We start from the raw sequence: 17,904 nt of genomic DNA, 5'->3' as shown, positions 1-17,904 counted from the left end.
ATCAGTACCCGAATTAGGGTGCCCTTACCTAGGAATACCCGGCCCGGGCCGCGTAATGTCCGAGCCAGAAGCCGGATCTCATTCAACAGCAGGAGAACGCAGTGACCTACGTGATCGCCGAGCCCTGCGTCGACGTGCTCGACAAGGCGTGCATCGACGAGTGCCCAGTCGACTGCATCTACGAGGGCGACCGGATGCTCTACATCCACCCCGACGAGTGCGTGGACTGCGGTGCCTGCGAGCCGGTGTGCCCGGTCGAAGCCATCTACTACGAAGACGACGTCCCGGACGAGTGGGCCGAGTACACCAAGGCCAACGTGGACTTCTTCGACAAGCTGGGCTCCCCGGGCGGGGCCTCCAAGGTGGGCAAGGTCAGCGACGATCCGCAGTGGATCAAGGACCTGCCCCCGCAGGGCGAATGAGGTCCGCGGGGAGTTCCCTCCCCGACTTTCCGTGGGATTCCCTCGCCGAGGTCAAGGCGGTCGCCCACGCGCACCCCGGTGGCGTGGTCGACCTGTCCGTCGGCACGCCGGTCGACCCGGTGCCCGCCGCCATCCGTGACGCACTGGCCTCGGTTTCGGACATCCCCGGCTACCCGCAGACCCACGGCACTCCGGAGTTGCGTGAGGCGGCCGTGGGTGCGCTGCGCCGCCGTCACGGGGTCGAGGGGCTGGAGCGGGACGCGGTACTGCCCACCATCGGCTCCAAGGAGCTGGTGGCCTGGCTGCCGCGGTTGCTGGGGCTGGGTCCCGGCGACACGGTGGTGATCCCCGAACTGGCGTACCCGACCTACGAGGTGGGTGCGCTGCTGGCCGGGGCGCAGGTGCTGCGCGCGGACAGCCTGCTCGCGCTGGGCCCGCAACGGCCGGCGCTGATCTGGCTCAACTCGCCGTCCAATCCCACCGGCCGGGTGCTCGGGGTCGAGCATCTGCGCAAGGTGGTCGAGTGGGCCCGCGAGCGCGGCGTGGTGGTGGTCTCCGACGAGTGCTACCTGGCGCTGGGTTGGGAGTCCGAGCCGGTTTCGGTGCTGCACCCGTCCGTCCACGGCGGCGACCTGACCGGTCTGCTCGCCGTGCACTCGCTGTCGAAGTCGGCGAACCTGGCCAGCTACCGGGCGGGTTTCGTGACCGGCGATCCGGCGCTGGTGGCCGAGTTGCTCGCGGTGCGCAAGCACGCGGGCATGATCGTGCCGCGTCCGGTCCAGGAGGCCATGACCGTCGCCCTCGCCGACGACGAGGCGCTCGCCACGCAGCGCGAACGGTATGCACGGCGCCGGGCGGTGCTGCAGAAGGCGTTGCAGGACAACGGTTTCCGCATCGACCATTCCGAGGCGGGCCTGTACCTGTGGGCCACGCGGGACGAGGACGCCTGGGTGACCGTGCGCCGGCTCGCCGAGCGCGGGATCCTGGTCGCGCCCGGCACCTTCTACGGCCCGCGCGGCAACCGGCATGTCCGGGTCGCGCTCACGGCGACGGACGAGCGCGTCGAGGCCGCCGCCGAGCGCCTCGCGGAGTAGCGAGCCTCATCGGAGGAGTCAGCGCGCCGTCAGTAGTCGCGGCCGTTGAGGCCGCGGTAGACGAACCGGGTGAGCGCTTCGACGGCTTCGTCGTCGGGCAGCTCGCCCTGGTATGTGCGCGCGAACGTGTCCACGAGCGCGTACATCATCGCGATGCTCACGCCGCGCTCGGCGGGCGGGCGGGCCACGTGGTCGAGGTGGTCGGCGATCTCGTCGGCCTGGGCCCTGGCGAACTCGTCCAGCTTGCCGACGAAGGCTTCGTTGACCAGTGCTGCCTGCTGGAGGGCGAGCATGGTGGCCCGGTTCTCGCGGAAGAACCGCCAGTAGGCGGCCACGTGGAAGCGCACCGCCGCCGGATCCGAGAAGTCGGCGCTGTGTGCGTCCTCGGCTACCGCCTCGTCGCTCGCCTCCGCGAGGTCCGCGAGAAGCGCCTCGAGTAGTTCTTCCTTACCGGCGAAGTGGTTGTAGAACGATCCCGCCGCCCGGCCCGCTTCCGCCGTGATGTCGGTGATCTTGGTGTTCAGATACCCGCGAGTGGCGAACAGCCGCTTCGCGGCCGCCTTCAGCGCGGCCTCGGTCTCGGCCGCCCGTTCCTTGCGTTTCACCGCACCTCCTTGACGGGGAACGCTAGCAGGGTGATTATGAACCTTAATTCACTGAATTGGAGTTCACCATGCGGGTACTGATCGCGGGAGCCGGGCCGACCGGGCTCACCCTGGCCATCGACCTCGCGCGCCGGGGTGTCGGTGTGCGCATCATCGACAAGGCGACGGAGTACTTCGCCGGATCGCGCGGGGACGGCATCCAGCCCCGCACCCTGGAGGTGTTCGACGATCTCGGCGTCGTCGACGCGGTGCTGGCCGCGGGCGCGCCGCAGGCCACCTTCCGGGTTCACCTCGACGGAGCCTTCGCCGGGGAACGGCGGATGAGCCCGTTTCGCGAGCCCACGCCCGCGGTGCCCTACCCGAACGGGTGGGTGCTCGGCCAGTCCCAGACCGAAGGGCTGCTGCGGGACCGCCTCGCCGAGTACGGCGTCCAGGTCGAACTGGGCACCGAACTGGTGGCCTTCCGCCAGGACGGCGGCGGCGTGACCGCGATGCTGTCCACCGGCGACGAGGTGCGCGCCGACTACCTGGTGGGCGCGGACGGCGGCAAGAGCTTCGTGCGGAAGACGCTGGGCATCGCGTTCGAGGGAAGCACCGACGAATCGATCAGGATGCTGCTCGGAGACGTCGCCGTGCCGGACCTGGACCCGTCATACGGGTACTGGTTCGCGCGGGCGGGGGAGCCGATGTCCGGGGTGATGCTGAGCCCGCTGCCGGGCACCGGACTGTTCCAGTTCGGTGCGCCGCTACCCGAGGGCGAGACCTCGGCGTCGCTGGAAACCCTGCAGTCCCAACTCGACGCGCTGGGTGCGGGAGTGCGCCTGGACGGGCTCGCCTGGTCCACCATCTGGCGCCCGAACGTGCGACTTGCGGAGCGCTTCCGCGATGGGCGGGTCTTCCTTGCCGGGGACGCGGCACACGTCCATCCGCCCACCGGTGGCCAGGGCCTGAACACGGGCGTGCAGGACGCCTACAACCTCGGCTGGAAGCTGGCCGACGGCGATCCCGCGCTGCTCGACAGCTACGAGACCGAGCGGCGCGCGGTCGCGATCCGGGTCCTGGAGGTCAGCACCCGACTGCTGCGAAAGCACGTCGAGGGGGCGGAGGACGCCCTCGAACGGGGGGAGGACACCTGGCAGCTGGACATCAGCTACCGGACGGGCCCGGGGGACCTGGTGACGGGGGACCGGGCGCCGGACGCGCCCGTCGTGGACGGGAACGGCAAGCGGTTACGGCTGTTCGACCTGTTCCGCGGTCCGCACGCCACCCGCCTGGTGTTCGGAGCCGAGGCCACGCCCGGGACGCCGCACGTGTACGCGGTGCTGCGCCCCGGGCAGCGGGTCGCGGGACTGTCGGTGGTGGACGCCGAGGGACACGCCTTCGCCGCCTATCACGCCACCGACGGGACGGAATTCCTGATCCGCCCCGACGGACACCTCGGTGCGATCAGTCGTTGGCGTGGAGGGCCGCGTTGAGTTCGACGGTGGCGCCGGCGCGCGGGACCACCTCGACCGCGCCCGTGGCCGAGTTGCGGCGGAACAGCGCGTTGGAGATACCGGAGAGCTCGCGCGCCTTCACCGAGCGGCCCTCGACGAGCACCTTCGTGCCCGCCGTGATGTACAGCCCGGCCTCGACCACCGAGTCGTCGCCGAGCGAGATGCCCACCCCGCCGTTCGCGCCGATCAGGCAGCGCTCGCCGAGGGAGATCACTTCCTTGCCGCCACCGGAGAGCGTGCCCATGATCGAGGCGCCGCCGCCGACGTCGGTGCCGTCGCCCACGACCACGCCCGCGGAAACCCGGCCCTCGATCATCGAAGCGCCGAGCGTGCCCGCGTTGAAGTTCACGAAGCCTTCGTGCATCACGGTCGTGCCCGCCGACAGGTGCGCGCCGAGGCGCACGCGGTCCGCGTCGCCGATCCGCACCCCGGTCGGCAGCACGTAGTCGACCATCCGGGGGAACTTGTCCACGCTGTACACGGTCACCGTCCCCCGGGACCGCAGCCGCATCCGGGCCGCCTCGAAGCCGTCGACGGGGCACGGGCCGTGGTTGGTCCACACGACGTTGGCGAGCAGGCCGAAGATCCCGTCGAGGTTCTGCCCGTGCGGGCGCACCAGCCGATGGGAAAGCAGGTGCAGGCGCAGGTAGACGTCGTGCGCGTCGGCGGGTGCCTCGGCGAGCCTGCTGATCCGGGTGCGGACCGCGATCACCTCGACCCCGCGCGCCGGATCCGGGCCGAGCAGCGCCGCCGCCGCCTCACCCAGCACCTCGACGACCTGTTCCCGGGTGAGCCGTTCCGTCCCGGCGGTCCCCGGCTCGTCCAGCTTCGGATGCGGGAACCAGGTGTCCAGCACGGTGCCGTCTTCGGAGACGGTCGCCAAGCCGACGCCGTGGGCGCCGGTGGTCTCGGGATTCGGGGTCTGTTCGCTCACAGCCCCTACGGTAACCGGCGGGGGCGGTCAGCCCGTGGTGGCCTGAGTCTCGACGACGCCCTTGACGTCACGCAGGGTCGTCGAGATCGTCGTCAGCGCCGCGGTGCACGGGTCGCCGGGTGCGGTGACCGTCTCGCAGTGCGCTGTGCGGTAGGACGCGACGCTGCGGTCGAGGGTGTCCGCGAGCGGGTTGAGCCCGGAGAGCTTCGGGCCCGCGAGCTGCCGCACCATGCCGACCGTGCTGGCGATCTCGGTGACGTACTTCTCACACCCCTTGGGGGCCTGGGTGGCCGGGGACGTGAAGCAGTCGTCGGCGGACAACGCGCGGAGCTTGACGGCCAGCACGCTCGGGCTGACGACCTGCCCGGTGCTGCTCGGTTTCGTGCCGGTGTCGGTGCCGCAGGCGGCCACCACGAGTGCCGTGGCAAGGACGGCCAGGATCATTCGCGTGCGCACGCCTGCCACCGTACGCGCAGCGTCACCGCAGTCGCGCCGAGGCTAGTCTCCAGGTCATGACTCTGGACCTGCACGCCGATCCCGTCGATCTGACCTGCGCGTTGGTGGACATCCCGAGCGTCTCGGGCTCGGAAGCGGCGATCGCCGACGCCGTGCAGGCCGCGCTGGAGGGGCTGGGACACCTCGAGGTCGTCCGCAACGGCGACGCGGTGCTCGCCAGGACGAACCTGGGCCGGGCGTCGCGGGTCGTGCTCGCCGGGCACCTGGACACCGTTCCGGTGAACGAGAACCTGCCCGTCCGGCGGGACGGGGAGGTGCTGCACGGCCTCGGCACGGTGGACATGAAGGGCGGGGACGCGGTGTTCCTGCACCTGGCGGCGACGGTCACCGAGCCGCGCCACGACCTGACCTTCGTGTTCTACGACTGCGAAGAGGTCGAGGCGGTCCGCAACGGGCTGGGCCGGATCCAGCGGGAGCTGCCCGAATGGCTGGCGGGCGAGCTGGCGATCGTCGGCGAACCGTCCAACGCGGTGATCGAGGCGGGCTGTCAGGGCACCATGCGGGTCGAGCTGCGGCTGGCCGGGCGCCGCGCGCACACGGCGCGGGCCTGGATGGGGGAAAACGCGATCCACGCGCTCGTCGAACCGCTGCGCAGGCTCGCCGGGTACCGGCCGCGCGACGTGGAGATCGACGGCCTCACCTACCGGGAGGGCCTGCAGGCGGTCCGGGTGTCCGGCGGGGTGGCGGGCAACGTCGTCCCCGACGAGGCGGTGCTCGCGGTCAACTTCCGGTTCGCGCCCGACCGCAGCCCGGAACAGGCGGAAGCCCACCTGCGCGAGGTTTTCGACGGCTTCGATCTGTCCGTTGTGGACGTCTCCGCGGGCGCACTGCCCGGGCTGACCGCACCGGCCGCGGCCGAACTGGTGCGCGCGGCGGGCGGGAAGGCCGCGGCGAAACTCGGCTGGACCGACGTGGCGCGGTTCGCCGCGCTGGGTATGCCCGCGGTCAACTTCGGCCCCGGCGACCCGACGCTGGCGCACACCCGCCAGGAGCACGTGTGGGCCGGGGAGATCCGGCAGGTCGCCGGGGTACTGCGGGATTTCCTGTCGGGTCGTTAAGCTCGCGGGGGTGACGATGGACGAGACGGACGAAGTCGCCGACTATCCCGAACACCCGCTGGAGAAGCACCGGGGGCCGGTCGTGCTCCGGCGGGGCAGGCGGGTCGAGGCGAGCACCACCGACCAGCGGCTGCTGGATTCGCGCGGGCCGACGGACTGGGTGCACACCGACCCGTGGCGCGTGCTGCGCATCCAGGCCGAGTTCGTCGAAGGGTTCGGCGCGCTCGCCGAGGTTCCGCGCGCGGTCACCGTGTTCGGCTCCGCCCGCACACAACGCGACCACCCCGAATACGAACTCGGCCGCAAGATCGGGTCGGCGCTGGCGGAAGCGGGTTTCGCGGTGATCACCGGCGGTGGACCCGGCTCCATGGAGGCGGTCAACCGCGGCGCCTCCGAGGCAGGTGGGCTGTCGGTGGGGCTGGGCATCGAGCTGCCGTTCGAGCAGGGGCTGAACCCCTGGGTCGATCTCGGCGTGAACTTCCGGTATTTCTTCGCCCGCAAGACGATGTTCATCAAGTACGCCCAGGCGTTCATCTGCCTGCCCGGTGGGTTCGGCACCCTTGACGAGTTGTTCGAGGCGCTCACTCTGGTGCAGACCAAGAAGGTGACGAAGTTCCCGGTCGTCCTCTTCGGACGGTCCTACTGGGGTGGGCTGTACGACTGGGTGCGCGAGTCGGTCCACGGCGAGGGCAAGATCGGCGAGAAGGACCTGGCCCTGCTCCACCTCACCGACGACGTCGAGGACGCGGTGCGCGTGGTGCGGGAGGCGTACAAGGCATGGGAGGAGACCCACTGATGCGCCGGATCTGCGTGTTCTGCGGCTCGTCGTCGGGCAACGACCCGGTCTACGCCGAGCAGGCCGCCGCGCTGGGCAAACTGCTCGCCGAACGCGGCATCGGCCTGGTCTACGGCGGTGCGAGCGTCGGCATCATGGGCGTGGTCGCGGACGCGGCACTGGCCGCGGGCGGTGAGGTGATCGGGGTCATCCCGAAGCACCTGATGCGGGTGGAGATCGCGCACGCCGACCTGACCGAACTGCACGTGACCGCCGGGATGCACGAGCGCAAGGCCAAGATGGCGGAGCTGTCGGACGGATTCCTGGCCCTGCCTGGCGGTGCGGGCACGCTCGAGGAACTGGCCGAGGTGTGGACGTGGGCCCAGCTCGGTCTGCACCACAAGCCGATCGGGCTGGTGGACGTGGCGGACTACTACCGGCCGCTGCGGGAGTTCGCCGACCACATGGTGGCCGAGGGTTTCCTGCGGCCGCAGCACCGCGATCTGATCTTCATCGACCCCGATCCGGTGGCCCTGCTCGACGCGTTCGAGTCCTACGAACCACCCACCGTCGCCAAGTGGATCGGCTGACACCCGGGCGCGGGCCGTGAAGGGACCCTTCACGGCAGCGACTCAGGCGGCTTCGCCGGGGCGCTTGTGGTACTTGTCGACGTACTCCTGCTCGGACAGTTCGAGGATGGCGTACATGATCTCGTCCGTCACCGCGCGGCGGATCGCCGGAGAGGACTCGAGACCGTCGTAGCGGGAGAAGTCGAGCGGATCGCCGAAGCGCACCGAGACCTTCGCCAGCCGGGGCACCTTCTTGCCGATCGGCAGCATCTTGTCGGTGCCGGTGAGCGCCACCGGCACCACCTTGGCCCCGGTGGCCAGCGCGAGCGCGCCGACCCCGGTGTGCCCGCGGTGGAGCCGCCCGTCGAGCGAGCGGGTGCCCTCCGGGTAGATGCCGAACACGCCGCCCTTGTCGAGCACCTTGCGGGCGGCTTCGAGCGCGGCCAGCCCGGCCATCGCGTTGCCGCGCTCCACCGGGACGTAGCCCAGTGCGCTCAGGAAGGCCGCCACGAACCGGGCCTTCAGGCCGCGTCCGGTGAAGTACTCGGCCTTGCCGAGGAACGACACCGGGCGGGGGGTGGCGATGGGGATCACGAAGGTGTCCACCGCCGCGCGGTGGTTGGCCGCCAGGATGACCGGCCCGGTCCTCGGCACCTTCTCCGCGCCGTGGACCTCCGGTCGGTAGACGAAGCGCGCCAGCGGCGCGAGTACCAGCCGGATCAACAGGTGTAGCAAGACTCCTCCAGTCCCGATCTCGTCCCCAGCATGGCACTTCCGCGCCCGGCCGCTCCAGGGGTACCGGGAGACCGCCACGAAGTGGTGACCTGGCGGGACCCCCGGGTCGCGCCAACGACGGTACGCTCCGGTTCCGCCGCCGGAAGTGGCACCGGGTGCCGCGCCACGCGACTCGCCGTGCTTGACGGACGCGGCACGCCGTCGTGTGTCACGATCGTCGCGTGACGACCGCGCTCATCTACCTCGTAGTCATGCTGCTCGTGGCGGCGGTGGTGTTCCTGCTGGCCGCCGTCGTGTTCGGGCGCGGTGAAGAGCTCGCCCCGCTGCCGCCGGGCAGCTCGCCCACGAGACTGCCCGTGCGTGACATCACCGGGGAGGACGTGCAGGCGGTGAAGTTCCAGCTCGTGCTGCGCGGCTACAAGATGTCCGAAGTGGACTGGGTGATACGGCGGCTCGGTGGTGAGATCGACACCCTCCGTGCCCGGGTGCGGGAACTGGAGGACGAGCGCGAGAGGTCGAGATGACCGATCTGGTGGTTTCCGTCGAGGTCGCCGCACCCGCGGGGACGACCTGGCTCGCGCTCACCGACTGGCCGCGCCAGCACGAGTGGATGCTCGGCACGGACGTCCGCGTGGTGTCGGGGGACGGGCGGAGCGTGGGGTCGCGCATCGCCGCGTTCACCGGTGTCCGGGGCATCGGGTTCACCGACACGATGGAGATCACCACCTGGGAGCCGCCGGTGCGGTGCACGGTCCGTCACCTCGGCCGGGTCGTGCGGGGAAGCGGCGCCTTCCACGTGCACGCCAAGGGGCCGCAGGAGTCGGTGTTCGTGTGGTCGGAGAGCCTGGTCCTGCCGTTCGGGCCGCTCGGCAAGCTCGGCTGGCCCGCGGTGAAGCCCGCGTTCAGGCTCGGCCTGCGCGAGTCGCTGCGCCGGTTCGCGGCGTTCGCGGAGAACTATTCGATGGGGGAGAGATGACCGGCCTGCTGGGTTCCGACGGGGTCGCCCGGTGCCCGTGGGGCAATTCCGCGCCCGACTACGCGGCCTACCACGACTCGGAGTGGGGTGTGCCGCTCCGTGGCCAGGACGAGCTGTACGAGCGGTTGTGCCTGGAGGCCTTCCAGTCCGGCCTGTCGTGGCTGACCATCCTGCGGAAGCGGGACGGTTTCCGCCGCGCCTTCGCCGGGTTCGTGCCGGAAAAGGTCGCCGAGTTCGGCGACGAGGACGTGGCCCGGCTTCTCGCCGACGCCTCGATCGTGCGAAACCGGGCGAAGATCCTCGCCGCCATCAACAACGCGCGGGCGATCGCGGAACTGGACCGGCCGCTGGACGAGTTGCTGTGGTCGTTCGCCCCGGCGGGACCGAGGACGCGGCCGGCCACGATGGCCGAGGTCCCGGCCATCACCCCGGAGTCGAAGGCGATGGCGCGCGAGCTGAAGAAGCGGGGCTTCGCGTTCCTCGGGCCCACCACCTGTTACGCGCTCATGCAGGCCACCGGCATGGTCGACGACCACCTCGAGGGCTGTTTCCGGGCGGGCTGAGCGCCGGGTTCGGCCGAAGGTCCTAGTACCTTCGCGGCTTCCGGCCGGACTCCCCGCACGGCAGGGTTCGCGCCATGCGTCGAATCCTGCTTTCCCGGCGGGCACGCGGCCTGCTGATCGCCGCGGTCACCGCGCTGGTCGTGGTGCTCGGGTCCGGGGTCGCCCTGCTGAAGGTCGCCGATGCGCGGAGCTTCCAGTTCTTCGGGGAAATCGTCGATCACGTGGACACCACCGAGAAGGTGGTCGCGCTGACCTTCGACGACGGCCCCGACCCGGCGGGCACCCGTCCCGTCCTGGATACCCTCGCGGCCCGCGGGGTGCCCGCCACGTTCTTCCTGATCGGCCGTGAGCTGGCCGCCCACTCTGAGCTCGGCAGGCAGATCGCCGCGGCCGGGCACGAGCTCGGCAACCACACCTTTTCCCACCAGCGGATGGTTCTAGTGACTCCGGGATTCGTCGCCGACGAGATCGAGGCGACCGACGCGCTGATCCGCCAGACCGGGTACGCGGGCGAGATCCTCTTCCGGCCACCGAACGGCAAGAAACTGTTCGCCCTGCCGCACTACCTGGCCGGGCACCAGCGCAAGACGATCATGTGGGATGTGGAGCCCAACTCCTATCCCGAAGTGGACGCGAGCGCCACCGCCACCGCGAACTACACCCTCGAGCACGTGCGCCCCGGTTCGATCGTCGTGCTGCACGCGATGTACGCGGGGCGGCAGCAGACCCGGGACGCGCTGGGCCCGATCATCGACGGGCTCAGGCAGCGCGGGTACCGGTTCGTGACCGTGTCGCAGCTGCTGTCATCGGCAGGGTCGCGCTGACCAGCCATTCCCCTTCCCGCGGGCCGAAGCGGATCGTGCCGCCCGCGTCCCGCACCTGCGCGGCGAGACCGGACAGGCCGAAGCCGGGCCGTGCGGTGGAAACCTTCGCGGCGTTGCGGACGGTCACGGTGACGAGGTCGTCGCCCTCGCATACCTCGACCTGGAGCCGCACCCCCGCGCCGTTGTGCCGGAGCGCGTTGGCCGCGGCCTCGGCCACCACCCGTTCGGCGAGGGTCCGGACGGGCCGGGGCAGCGCGGTCAGGTCGGGGTCGCGGTCCAGCAGCAGTCCGGCGGTGCGGAGCCGGGCGAGGACCTCGGGGAGGTCCGGGGGTTCCTCGTGATCTTCGTGCAGGCTCGTCAGGGTGCGGCGGACCAGGGTCAGCGCGCCACGGCCCGCCGAAAGCAGCGTGTCGACGCGCTGCCGGTCGGTTTCGTTGAGTTCACCGGCCGCGCGCAGCGCTTCGGCCTGCACCAGCATCACCGCCGTGCTCCGGGCCAGCGTGTCGTGCAGGCGGCGGGCCACCCGGTCGGTCCGCTCGGCGAACTGCCGCCAGCGTTCCAGGCCCAGCAACCAGGCCAGGATCCCGGTACTCGCGGCGAGCACGGAGCCGTCGAGGAGGCCCTTCGAAGGGAAGACCGCGGCGGCGACGGCCGCCACGACCAGCAGGCACAGTTCGGTCCGCACCACGCCGGCCACGCCGTACAGCGCGACGAGCACGGGCAGGTACACCAGGTTGTTGTGCGGTGCCAGCAGGAGCCGGGCCACGGTGGCGGCGGCCACCAGAGCCAGTGCCGCCGACGGCCACCGGTGGCGGCCGAGCAGCGGGGCCAGTTGAGCGGCGCTGAGCAGCGCGGCCTGCCAGCCCAGCTGGGGCGACCAGGCCCCACCGGCCAGGAAGACCGCGGTCACGATCACCGCCGTGACGAAAACTTGGCGCATGGACCCGACAGTAGAGTGCGTCCGTGATCACGGTCGCCGTCGTCGATGACCAGGCGCTCGTCCGGGAGGGGCTGGCGCTCATCCTCGGCACCCGGCCCGGTATCGAGGTGACCGAACAGTACGGGTGCGGTGAGGACCTCCTCCGGCAGGACACCGACGTGGACGTCGTGCTCCTCGACCTGTACCTGCCGGGAATCGACGGGCTCGAGGTGCTGCGCAGGCTCCGGCGGAGCCCGGGGCGGCGCCCCCGGGTGCTGATGCTGACCACCGTCGGCAGGCAGCACGAGATCCGCCAGGCACTGGCCGCGGGGGCCGACGGGTTCGTGCTCAAGGATTCCACCGGGGACGAACTGGTGGCGGCGGTGCGGGCGGCGGCCGACGGGCTCACGGCGATGAGCGCCTCGGCGACGGCCGCGCTGACCGGTGCCCCCGAGGAACCGCTGACCCCGCGCGAACGCGACGTGCTGCGGCTCCTCGGGGAGGGACTGTCCAACCGGGAGATCGCGGGCAGGCTGCGGCTGGCCGAGCGCACGGTCAAGGTGCACGTGGGCAACCTGCTCGCCAAGCTCGGCGTCTCGACCCGCACCCAGGCGGCCCTGCTCGCCAGGGCGGAAGGCCCCTCGCGGAGGTGAACTACTTGCCCTGGAAGGTGGGCTTGCGCTTCTCGACGAAGGCCTCGACCGCTTCCCGGTGGTCGGCGGTCGCCCCGAGAACGGCCTGTGCGGCGTCCTCGGCCGCCAGTGCCTCGTCGAGGGTGCTTTCCGCGGCGGTGCTCAGCACTTCCTTGATCTTGGCGTAGCAGACGGTCGGCCCGGCGGCGAGCTTCGCGGCCACCGCGTGGGCGCGCATGGCCAGTTCCTCGTCCAGTACGACCTCGGAGACCAGGCCGAGCCGCAGCGCCTCGGCGGAGTCGACCGTGCGGGCCAGCAGCATCAGTTCGGACGCGCGGCCGTAGCCGACCAGGCGCTGCAGCGTCCACGACGCGCCCGAGTCCGGGCCGAGTCCCACGTTGGCGAAGGCCATCAGGAAGTTCGCCGAACCGGCTGAAATCCGCAGGTCGCAGGCGTAGGCCAGGGAGGCGCCCGCACCGGCGGCCGGGCCGTTGACCGCGGCCACCACGGGCTTCGGCATCTCCACGATCGTGCGCACGATCGGGTTGTAGTGCTCGGCCACCGTCCGCAGCGGCCGGGGGTCGTTCGCCTGCAGCAGCGCGACGTGCTCCTTGAGGTCCTGCCCCGCGCAGAACGCCTTGCCCGCGCCGGTGAGCACCACGGCCCGCACCTCCGGCGCGTCCGCGGCCTCGCGCAGTGCCGTCAGCAGGCGCTCCTTGAGTTCGACCGTCAGGGAGTTGTAGGCCTTGGGCCGGTTGAGCGTGAGGGTGCGGACACCGTCCGCGTCGACGGTGAGCAGAACGTCCTCGGTGGTCACTGATGTCCTCCTGCCGATGGGGGCTCGCGAGCCGCATACCAGCACCTATGCAAACACGAAAAGATCGGTCCGCGTTCGCGCGCCCATGTTGATGAGGGAGAATGGCAGATGACACCCGGTTGGCTTAGACAAGCGCGACCCGGGCGCGCCGGTTGAGACGGAGGGAGCACGCTATGGCGGCCATGAAGCCCCGGACCGGAGATGGTCCCCTCGAGGTGACTAAGGAGGGGCGGGGCCTCGTGATGCGCGTTCCGCTCGAGGGTGGTGGTCGACTCGTCGTCGAACTGTCCGCCGAGGAGGCCAAGGACCTGGGCGTCGCCCTGCAGGAGGCCACCAGCTGAGCTTCCGGCGGCCCACCCGCAGCACCCGAGCACCACTCACACCGGCCGACGTCCCGTCCGCCGGCTTTCGCCGTCCCCTCCGGGAGGTCACTCGATGGCGCGATTTCCCCTGCCAGCCCTGCCCAGTCGGCTGATCGACGTCGAGGTCGCCGACACCGCCCGCCGCGGTGCGCCGACCGCGGTCCTGGTCCCGGCCGAGGGGGCGGAGTTCGAGGGGGTGCGCCACTCCGGCAAGGCCGGTGAGATCCGCGAGGTCGCGGGCGGGACGCTCCGCTGGGCGATCGGTGTCGGCGAGGGCGAGGACAAGGACTGGCGAGCCGCCGGTGCCGCCTTCGCCCGCACGGTGCGACAGGCCGTCACCGACGGCCCGCCGCTGAAGACGGTGCAGGTGGAGCTGGGGGCGGACGTCACCGGCGGGCAGGTCGCGGCGCTCGCCACCGGGGCACTGCTCGGCGGCTACCGGTTCAAGGTCACCACCGACACCGGGCCCGCGCTGCCGGTCCTGCGGCTGCTGACCCGCCACGAGCGGGCCGTCTCCGCCTACACGGAACAACTCGAACGGGTGCGGGTGCTGGCCGAAGCCGCCACGCTGGCCCGTGACCTGGCGAACACGCCGTCGAACATCAAGAATCCGGCCTGGCTGGCGGAGACCGCCGAGCGGCTGGCCGCGGCGGTGCCCGGGCTGAGCGCCACCGTCCGGGACGAGCAGTGGCTCGCCGAACAGGGCTTCGGCGGGATACTGGCGGTGGGCGGGGGTTCCGCCAGCCCGCCGCGGCTGATCGAGCTGGCCTACCGCCCGCGCGGAGCCGCGCGGCATCTGCTGCTGGTCGGCAAGGGCATCACCTTCGACACCGGTGGCCTGTCCATCAAGCCCGCCGACGGGATGCACCTCATGCGCACCGACATGTCCGGTGGCGGCGCGGTGATCGCGGCGATCCGCGCGATCGCCTCGCTGCGGCTGGGTGTGCGCGTCACCGCGCTCGTGCCCGCCGCGGAGAACCACGTCTCGGGCAGCTCGTACCGTCCGGGCGACGTGGTGCGGCATTACGGCGGGACCACCACCGAGGTCGGCAACACCGACGCCGAGGGCCGCATGGTCCTGGCCGACGCGCTGGTCTACGGCATCCGCCGGTTCCGGCCCGACGCCGTGGTCGACGTGGCGACCCTGACCGGGGCGATGAAGGTGGCACTCGGGCTGCGGACCGGTGGCCTGTTCGCCACCGAGGACGAGCTGGCCCGGCGCCTGGCCGACGCCGGTGGCCGGGTCGGTGAGGCGTGGTGGCGGATGCCGCTGCTGGACGAGCACGCCGACGCGGTACGCGGCGAGCTGGCCGACGTACGCCAGACCCCCACGGGACCCGGCGGCATCACCGCGGCCCTGTTCCTGCGCGAGTTCGTCGGCGACGTGCCGTGGGCGCACCTCGACATCGCGGGTCCGGCCCGGGCCGAACAGGCCTACGCGGACGTGGTGCCCGGCGCCACCGGCTTCGCCGCCCGCACCCTGGTGGAGTTCGCCGCGTCCTACGCCTGACTGGGCGAGCGAGTGTCTCGCACGTGGTCGCGGAAGGCGCGGACGGCGGGGGTGAAATGCTCGCCCGCCGGCCACACCAGACCGATGGTCCGGGTGACCTTGGGCCACAGCGGGATCTCCACGACTCCGGCGGGATGGCCCGCCCCGAAGCGGGGGAGCAGCGCGACGCCGAGCCCGGCCGCGACCAGTCCGCGCACGGTGTCGGATTCCTGGCCCTCGAACGCGATCCTGGGTTCGAAGCCGGCCTCGGCGCACAGGGCATCCGCGATCTGGCGGAGGCCGTAGCCCGGTTCCAGCGTGACGAACTCCTCGTCGGCCAGCTCGGCGAACCGGATCCGCTGCCGCCCGGCCAGCCGGTGGCCCCGGGGCACGGACAGCAGGAGTTCCTGTTCGGTGAGCAGCGTGCCGCCGAAGGCGGGATCGCCGGTGGGCAGCGGGGCGACCAGTGCGAGGTCCACTTCACCCGCGGTCAACTGGTCCATGATCCGCTGTCGCGAGCCCTGGACCAGGGTGAACCGGACGCCGCGGTGCCCGGCGCGGAAGTCGCGCAGCAGGTTCGGCACCAGCCAGCGACCGAGCAGGTGCAGGAAGCCGAGCACGACGTGGCCGCTGTCCGGCTCGAGTTCTTCGCGTGCCTGGCGGGCGCCCGCGGTGACCGTGGTCAGTGCCCTGGCCGCGGTACCGGCGAGGATCGCGCCGACCCTGGTCAGGCGGATGCCCCGGCCCGCGGGCTCGACCAGCGGCGCGCCGACGGTCTCGGCGAGGGTGGCGAGACGGCGGCTCGCGGTCGGCTGCGGCACGCCCAGCCGCTCGGCCGCCCGGGTGATGTTGCCGGTTTCACTCAGCGCCGCCAGCAGGGCCAGTTCGGGGGCGAGCCGGGCGGCGAGCCGCTGGTCAGCGAGTTCTTCCCGGAAGTCATTCGTCATCGTATGAATCACCCCGGTTTGACGTATTAGACGCATTGTTTAGCTCAGCTTAGCGTCGGTTGGGTGACCGCTGACCTGCTCGTTCCCGACCGGGTGGACACCCGGCGCGTCAAACTCGCCGTGGCCGCCGCGGGCATCTCGTCCTTCGCGCTGCTGTACGCGCCGCAGGCGGTGCTGCCCCAGCTCGCCGCGCAGTACCACCTCGACGCCGGAGCGGCCTCACTCGCGATCAGTGTCGCCACCGCGGCACTGGCGATCGGTGTGCTCCCGATCGCCACGCTGTCGGAAGTCATCGGGCGGCGGCCGGTGATCCTCACGTCGGTGATCGCCTCCGCCGTACTCGGCCTGCTGCTCCCGCTCGCCCCGTCGTACCCGGTGCTCCTCGTGCTCCGGGCACTGCAGGGCGTCGCGATCGCGGGCTTCCCCGGAGTCGCCGCGGCCTACCTCGTCGAACAGCTCGGCAAGCGCGGTGTCGCCTCCGCCGTCGGCGCCATGATCGCGGGCAACTCGGTCGGCGGCATGCTCGGCCGCCTGTCGACCGGTTTCACGGCAGGGGGATTGGGCTACCACGGCGCGCTCACCGTGGCGGGTGGGCTGGGCCTGGTGTTCTCGCTACTCACCGTGCTGACGCTGCCGGGGGTTCGGCAGCAAAGAACGTTTGCTACGGAAAAACTGGAGCAAACATCCCTTGCTCCCGCCACCGTAGTGCCATCCCGGTTACGGAACGTGCTGGACGGGCTGGGGGCGGCACTGGGCAAACCGGTCCTGCTCGCGCAGTACGCGGTCGCGCTGCTGGCCATGGGGGCGTTCGTCGCGATGTACAACGCCGCGGGATTCCGGCTCACCGGCCGTCCGCTCGACCTCTCGCCCGCGACCGCGTCACTGGTGTTCCTGTCCTACGCGATCGGCTCCGTTTCCTCGGCGACCGTGGGCAGGCTGGTCGGCCGCTTCGGCCGCACGCGGTCGGCGGTGGGCGCGCTCCTCCTCACCGCGGCGGGGATCGCGCTGACCGTGCCGGATTCGCTGGTACTGGTCGTGCTGGGATTCCTCGTGCTGACGGGCGGGTTCTTCGCCGCGCACGCGGTGGCCAACGGCTGGACCGCGGCCGAGGCCCCCGAAGGCGCCCGCGGTCAGGCATCGGGCCTGTACACGCTCATGTACTACCTGGGCAGCAGCGTGGGCGGCACGGCGGGCAGCGTGATCTACGCGGATGCGGGGTGGGGCTGGCTCGCCTTCACCACGGTCGGCTGGCTGGTGCTCGCGACCGTCGTGGTCGCCCTCGCCGCCGCACGCCGGACCGCTTCGGTGCCCAGCCCCGCGTAACCCCGGTGCAGCCCGTGAGAGAGCGCGAACCGGCTCAGGGCACGGGGACCGAGGGGCCGGTGCGGCGCGTCCGGGCCGAGGCCAGCGGGGGAAGGGCGACCAGCACCGGGACCGTCCAGTCGGCGTGCACGTCGAGCCACACGTCACGGTGGTGCAGCGGGGCCTGCCTGCTCACCCGCACCGGCTCCGCCGCCGTACCCGCCACGATCCGCCCGGGCACCAGCTGGGCCAGCGCGCCGCCCGCGGCGGGCAGCGCCGAGGCCAGCAGCCAGTACGTGCCCGGCGGCACCGCGGTCAGCAGGAAGCCCGCCGACTCGCCCAGCAACGTCCCGCTCACCGGGCATCCCCGGGCCGACCGCCTCGGGAACAGCCCCACGTACACCGCCGCCGCGCCACCCAGGAGTGCCCTCGCGGCCGGTGTCAGCTGGGCGCTTCCGGTCACCACGCCGCCGTCGCGGTCGGCGCCCGGCACGAGCACCGGCCGGGGCGGGAAGTCCGCGAGGACGTCCGGAAGCCGCCGGAACTCCACCGGCGAATGCCCCACGACCGCGGTGAACCGCTTGGTGAAGGTGCCCACCGAGGTGAACCCCACCTCGTGGCACACGTCGATAACCCGCTCGTCGGTCGACAGCAGCAGCCGCTTCGCCCGCTGGAACCGGTGCGCGGCGAGGAACTGTCCCGGTGGCTGCCCGAGCAGCCGCTCGAAGGACCTGGACAGGTGGAACGGGCTGTAGCCGACATGGTCGGCCACATCGCCGAGGGTGATCGGTTCACCGCAGCGACCGGCCAGGAAGCGAGCGGCTTCGATCACTGCTTCCCGCATCTCGGCGCCCACCTCCCAGCGTCCT

22 protein-coding genes are annotated in these 17,904 nt (G+C 71.6%); 14 read left to right on the top strand and 8 right to left on the bottom strand.

Annotated features, from left to right (window positions below; translation table 11 throughout):
* Positions 1-101: 101 nt before the first annotated feature.
* Both fdxA and dapC read left to right on the top strand, forming a co-directional pair.
* Positions 102-422 (top strand): ferredoxin, encoded by a 321-nt coding sequence (gene fdxA / locus ORV05_RS28800; RefSeq protein WP_144591270.1) that lies wholly within the window; start codon positions 102-104, stop codon positions 420-422.
* Positions 419-1,516 (top strand): succinyldiaminopimelate transaminase, encoded by a 1,098-nt coding sequence (gene dapC / locus ORV05_RS28795; RefSeq protein WP_268755117.1) that lies wholly within the window; start codon positions 419-421, stop codon positions 1,514-1,516. Before fdxA ends, dapC begins: the two co-directional genes overlap by 4 nt.
* 29 nt (positions 1,517-1,545) lie before the next feature.
* On the opposite strand, the gene ORV05_RS28790 is transcribed toward dapC, so the two are convergent.
* Positions 1,546-2,121, bottom strand: a complete 576-nt coding sequence (locus tag ORV05_RS28790; protein ID WP_268755116.1) for a TetR/AcrR family transcriptional regulator — start codon at positions 2,119-2,121, stop codon at positions 1,546-1,548.
* Positions 2,122-2,189: 68 nt separating this feature from the next.
* Here ORV05_RS28790 and ORV05_RS28785 point away from each other — a divergent pair, with 68 nt between their 5' ends.
* Positions 2,190-3,596, top strand: a complete 1,407-nt coding sequence (locus ORV05_RS28785; protein WP_268755115.1) for an FAD-dependent monooxygenase — start codon at positions 2,190-2,192, stop codon at positions 3,594-3,596.
* Here ORV05_RS28785 and dapD read toward each other — a convergent pair.
* Positions 3,568-4,551 carry a 2,3,4,5-tetrahydropyridine-2,6-dicarboxylate N-succinyltransferase gene (gene dapD, locus ORV05_RS28780; RefSeq protein WP_268755114.1) on the bottom strand — a complete coding sequence of 328 codons (984 nt, stop codon included), beginning with the start codon at positions 4,549-4,551 and terminating at the stop codon, positions 3,568-3,570. The two genes, ORV05_RS28785 and dapD, sit on opposite strands and share 29 nt — an antisense overlap.
* Positions 4,552-4,578: 27 nt before the next feature.
* Positions 4,579-5,007 (bottom strand): hypothetical protein, encoded by a 429-nt coding sequence (locus ORV05_RS28775; protein WP_268755113.1) that lies wholly within the window; start codon positions 5,005-5,007, stop codon positions 4,579-4,581.
* Between the two features lie 56 nt (positions 5,008-5,063).
* Between ORV05_RS28775 and dapE the strand changes: the two genes are divergently transcribed.
* The 3 genes from dapE to ORV05_RS28760 are packed head-to-tail and all read left to right on the top strand — an operon-like array spanning position 5,064 to position 7,490.
* On the top strand, positions 5,064-6,125 hold the full coding sequence (gene dapE / locus ORV05_RS28770; protein ID WP_268755112.1) for a succinyl-diaminopimelate desuccinylase: 1,062 nt from the start codon (positions 5,064-5,066) through the stop codon (positions 6,123-6,125).
* A 16-nt stretch (positions 6,126-6,141) separates the two neighbouring features.
* On the top strand, positions 6,142-6,921 hold the full coding sequence (locus tag ORV05_RS28765) for an LOG family protein (RefSeq protein WP_144591278.1): 780 nt from the start codon (positions 6,142-6,144) through the stop codon (positions 6,919-6,921).
* Positions 6,921-7,490, top strand: coding sequence for an LOG family protein (locus tag ORV05_RS28760; protein WP_268755111.1), 570 nt, complete (start codon positions 6,921-6,923; stop codon positions 7,488-7,490). The genes ORV05_RS28765 and ORV05_RS28760 overlap by 1 nt, the downstream gene beginning before the upstream one ends.
* 42 nt (positions 7,491-7,532) lie before the next feature.
* On the opposite strand, the gene ORV05_RS28755 is transcribed toward ORV05_RS28760, so the two are convergent.
* Complete coding sequence (locus ORV05_RS28755; RefSeq protein ID WP_268755110.1) at positions 7,533-8,204, bottom strand: lysophospholipid acyltransferase family protein; 672 nt, start codon at positions 8,202-8,204, stop codon at positions 7,533-7,535.
* Positions 8,205-8,425: 221 nt separating this feature from the next.
* Here ORV05_RS28755 and ORV05_RS28750 point away from each other — a divergent pair, with 221 nt between their 5' ends.
* From ORV05_RS28750 to ORV05_RS28735, 4 genes are all read left to right on the top strand, one after another.
* Positions 8,426-8,728, top strand: a complete 303-nt coding sequence (locus ORV05_RS28750; RefSeq protein ID WP_144591120.1) for a DivIVA domain-containing protein — start codon at positions 8,426-8,428, stop codon at positions 8,726-8,728.
* The gene (locus ORV05_RS28745; RefSeq protein WP_268755109.1) at positions 8,725-9,180 is read left to right on the top strand and encodes an SRPBCC family protein; all 456 of its coding nucleotides are present in this window, start codon (positions 8,725-8,727) and stop codon (positions 9,178-9,180) included. Before ORV05_RS28750 ends, ORV05_RS28745 begins: the two co-directional genes overlap by 4 nt.
* Positions 9,177-9,743, top strand: coding sequence for a DNA-3-methyladenine glycosylase I (locus ORV05_RS28740; RefSeq protein ID WP_268755108.1), 567 nt, complete (start codon positions 9,177-9,179; stop codon positions 9,741-9,743). The genes ORV05_RS28745 and ORV05_RS28740 overlap by 4 nt, the downstream gene beginning before the upstream one ends.
* 74 nt (positions 9,744-9,817) lie before the next feature.
* Positions 9,818-10,567, top strand: a complete 750-nt coding sequence (locus ORV05_RS28735; RefSeq protein ID WP_268755107.1) for a polysaccharide deacetylase family protein — start codon at positions 9,818-9,820, stop codon at positions 10,565-10,567.
* Here ORV05_RS28735 and ORV05_RS28730 read toward each other — a convergent pair.
* A complete protein-coding gene (locus ORV05_RS28730) occupies positions 10,503-11,507 on the bottom strand; it encodes a sensor histidine kinase (protein ID WP_268755106.1) in 1,005 nt (334 codons plus the stop codon). The genes ORV05_RS28735 and ORV05_RS28730 overlap by 65 nt on opposite strands.
* 23 nt (positions 11,508-11,530) lie before the next feature.
* Between ORV05_RS28730 and ORV05_RS28725 the strand changes: the two genes are divergently transcribed.
* Positions 11,531-12,139, top strand: coding sequence for a response regulator transcription factor (locus ORV05_RS28725; RefSeq protein WP_268755105.1), 609 nt, complete (start codon positions 11,531-11,533; stop codon positions 12,137-12,139).
* A gap of 1 nt (position 12,140) precedes the next feature.
* On the opposite strand, the gene ORV05_RS28720 is transcribed toward ORV05_RS28725, so the two are convergent.
* Positions 12,141-12,935, bottom strand: a complete 795-nt coding sequence (locus ORV05_RS28720; protein ID WP_268755104.1) for an enoyl-CoA hydratase-related protein — start codon at positions 12,933-12,935, stop codon at positions 12,141-12,143.
* A gap of 173 nt (positions 12,936-13,108) precedes the next feature.
* On the opposite strand from ORV05_RS28720, the gene ORV05_RS28715 reads away from it, so the two are divergent.
* Both ORV05_RS28715 and ORV05_RS28710 read left to right on the top strand, forming a co-directional pair.
* Positions 13,109-13,276 carry a DUF3117 domain-containing protein gene (locus tag ORV05_RS28715; protein ID WP_081617745.1) on the top strand — a complete coding sequence of 56 codons (168 nt, stop codon included), beginning with the start codon at positions 13,109-13,111 and terminating at the stop codon, positions 13,274-13,276.
* Between the two features lie 94 nt (positions 13,277-13,370).
* Complete coding sequence (locus ORV05_RS28710) at positions 13,371-14,807, top strand: leucyl aminopeptidase family protein (protein WP_268755103.1); 1,437 nt, start codon at positions 13,371-13,373, stop codon at positions 14,805-14,807.
* Here the strand turns inward: ORV05_RS28710 and ORV05_RS28705 are convergent.
* Entirely contained in the window at positions 14,798-15,733 is a 936-nt protein-coding gene (locus tag ORV05_RS28705) for a LysR family transcriptional regulator (protein ID WP_268755102.1), read from the bottom strand. The two genes, ORV05_RS28710 and ORV05_RS28705, sit on opposite strands and share 10 nt — an antisense overlap.
* 63 nt (positions 15,734-15,796) lie before the next feature.
* Here ORV05_RS28705 and ORV05_RS28700 point away from each other — a divergent pair, with 63 nt between their 5' ends.
* Complete coding sequence (locus tag ORV05_RS28700; protein WP_268755101.1) at positions 15,797-17,056, top strand: MFS transporter; 1,260 nt, start codon at positions 15,797-15,799, stop codon at positions 17,054-17,056.
* A 34-nt stretch (positions 17,057-17,090) separates the two neighbouring features.
* Here ORV05_RS28700 and ORV05_RS28695 read toward each other — a convergent pair whose 3' ends face one another.
* Positions 17,091-17,879 carry a helix-turn-helix transcriptional regulator gene (locus ORV05_RS28695; RefSeq protein WP_268755100.1) on the bottom strand — a complete coding sequence of 263 codons (789 nt, stop codon included), beginning with the start codon at positions 17,877-17,879 and terminating at the stop codon, positions 17,091-17,093.
* Positions 17,880-17,904 lie beyond the last annotated feature (25 nt).

Origin of the sequence: Amycolatopsis cynarae (assembly GCF_026802195.1) — a bacterium.
Taxonomy (GTDB): Bacteria; Actinomycetota; Actinomycetes; order Mycobacteriales; family Pseudonocardiaceae; genus Amycolatopsis_E; species Amycolatopsis_E rhizosphaerae.
Note: the sequence above shows the minus strand (reverse complement) of the source record. Positions and strands in the feature narration are given on the sequence as shown.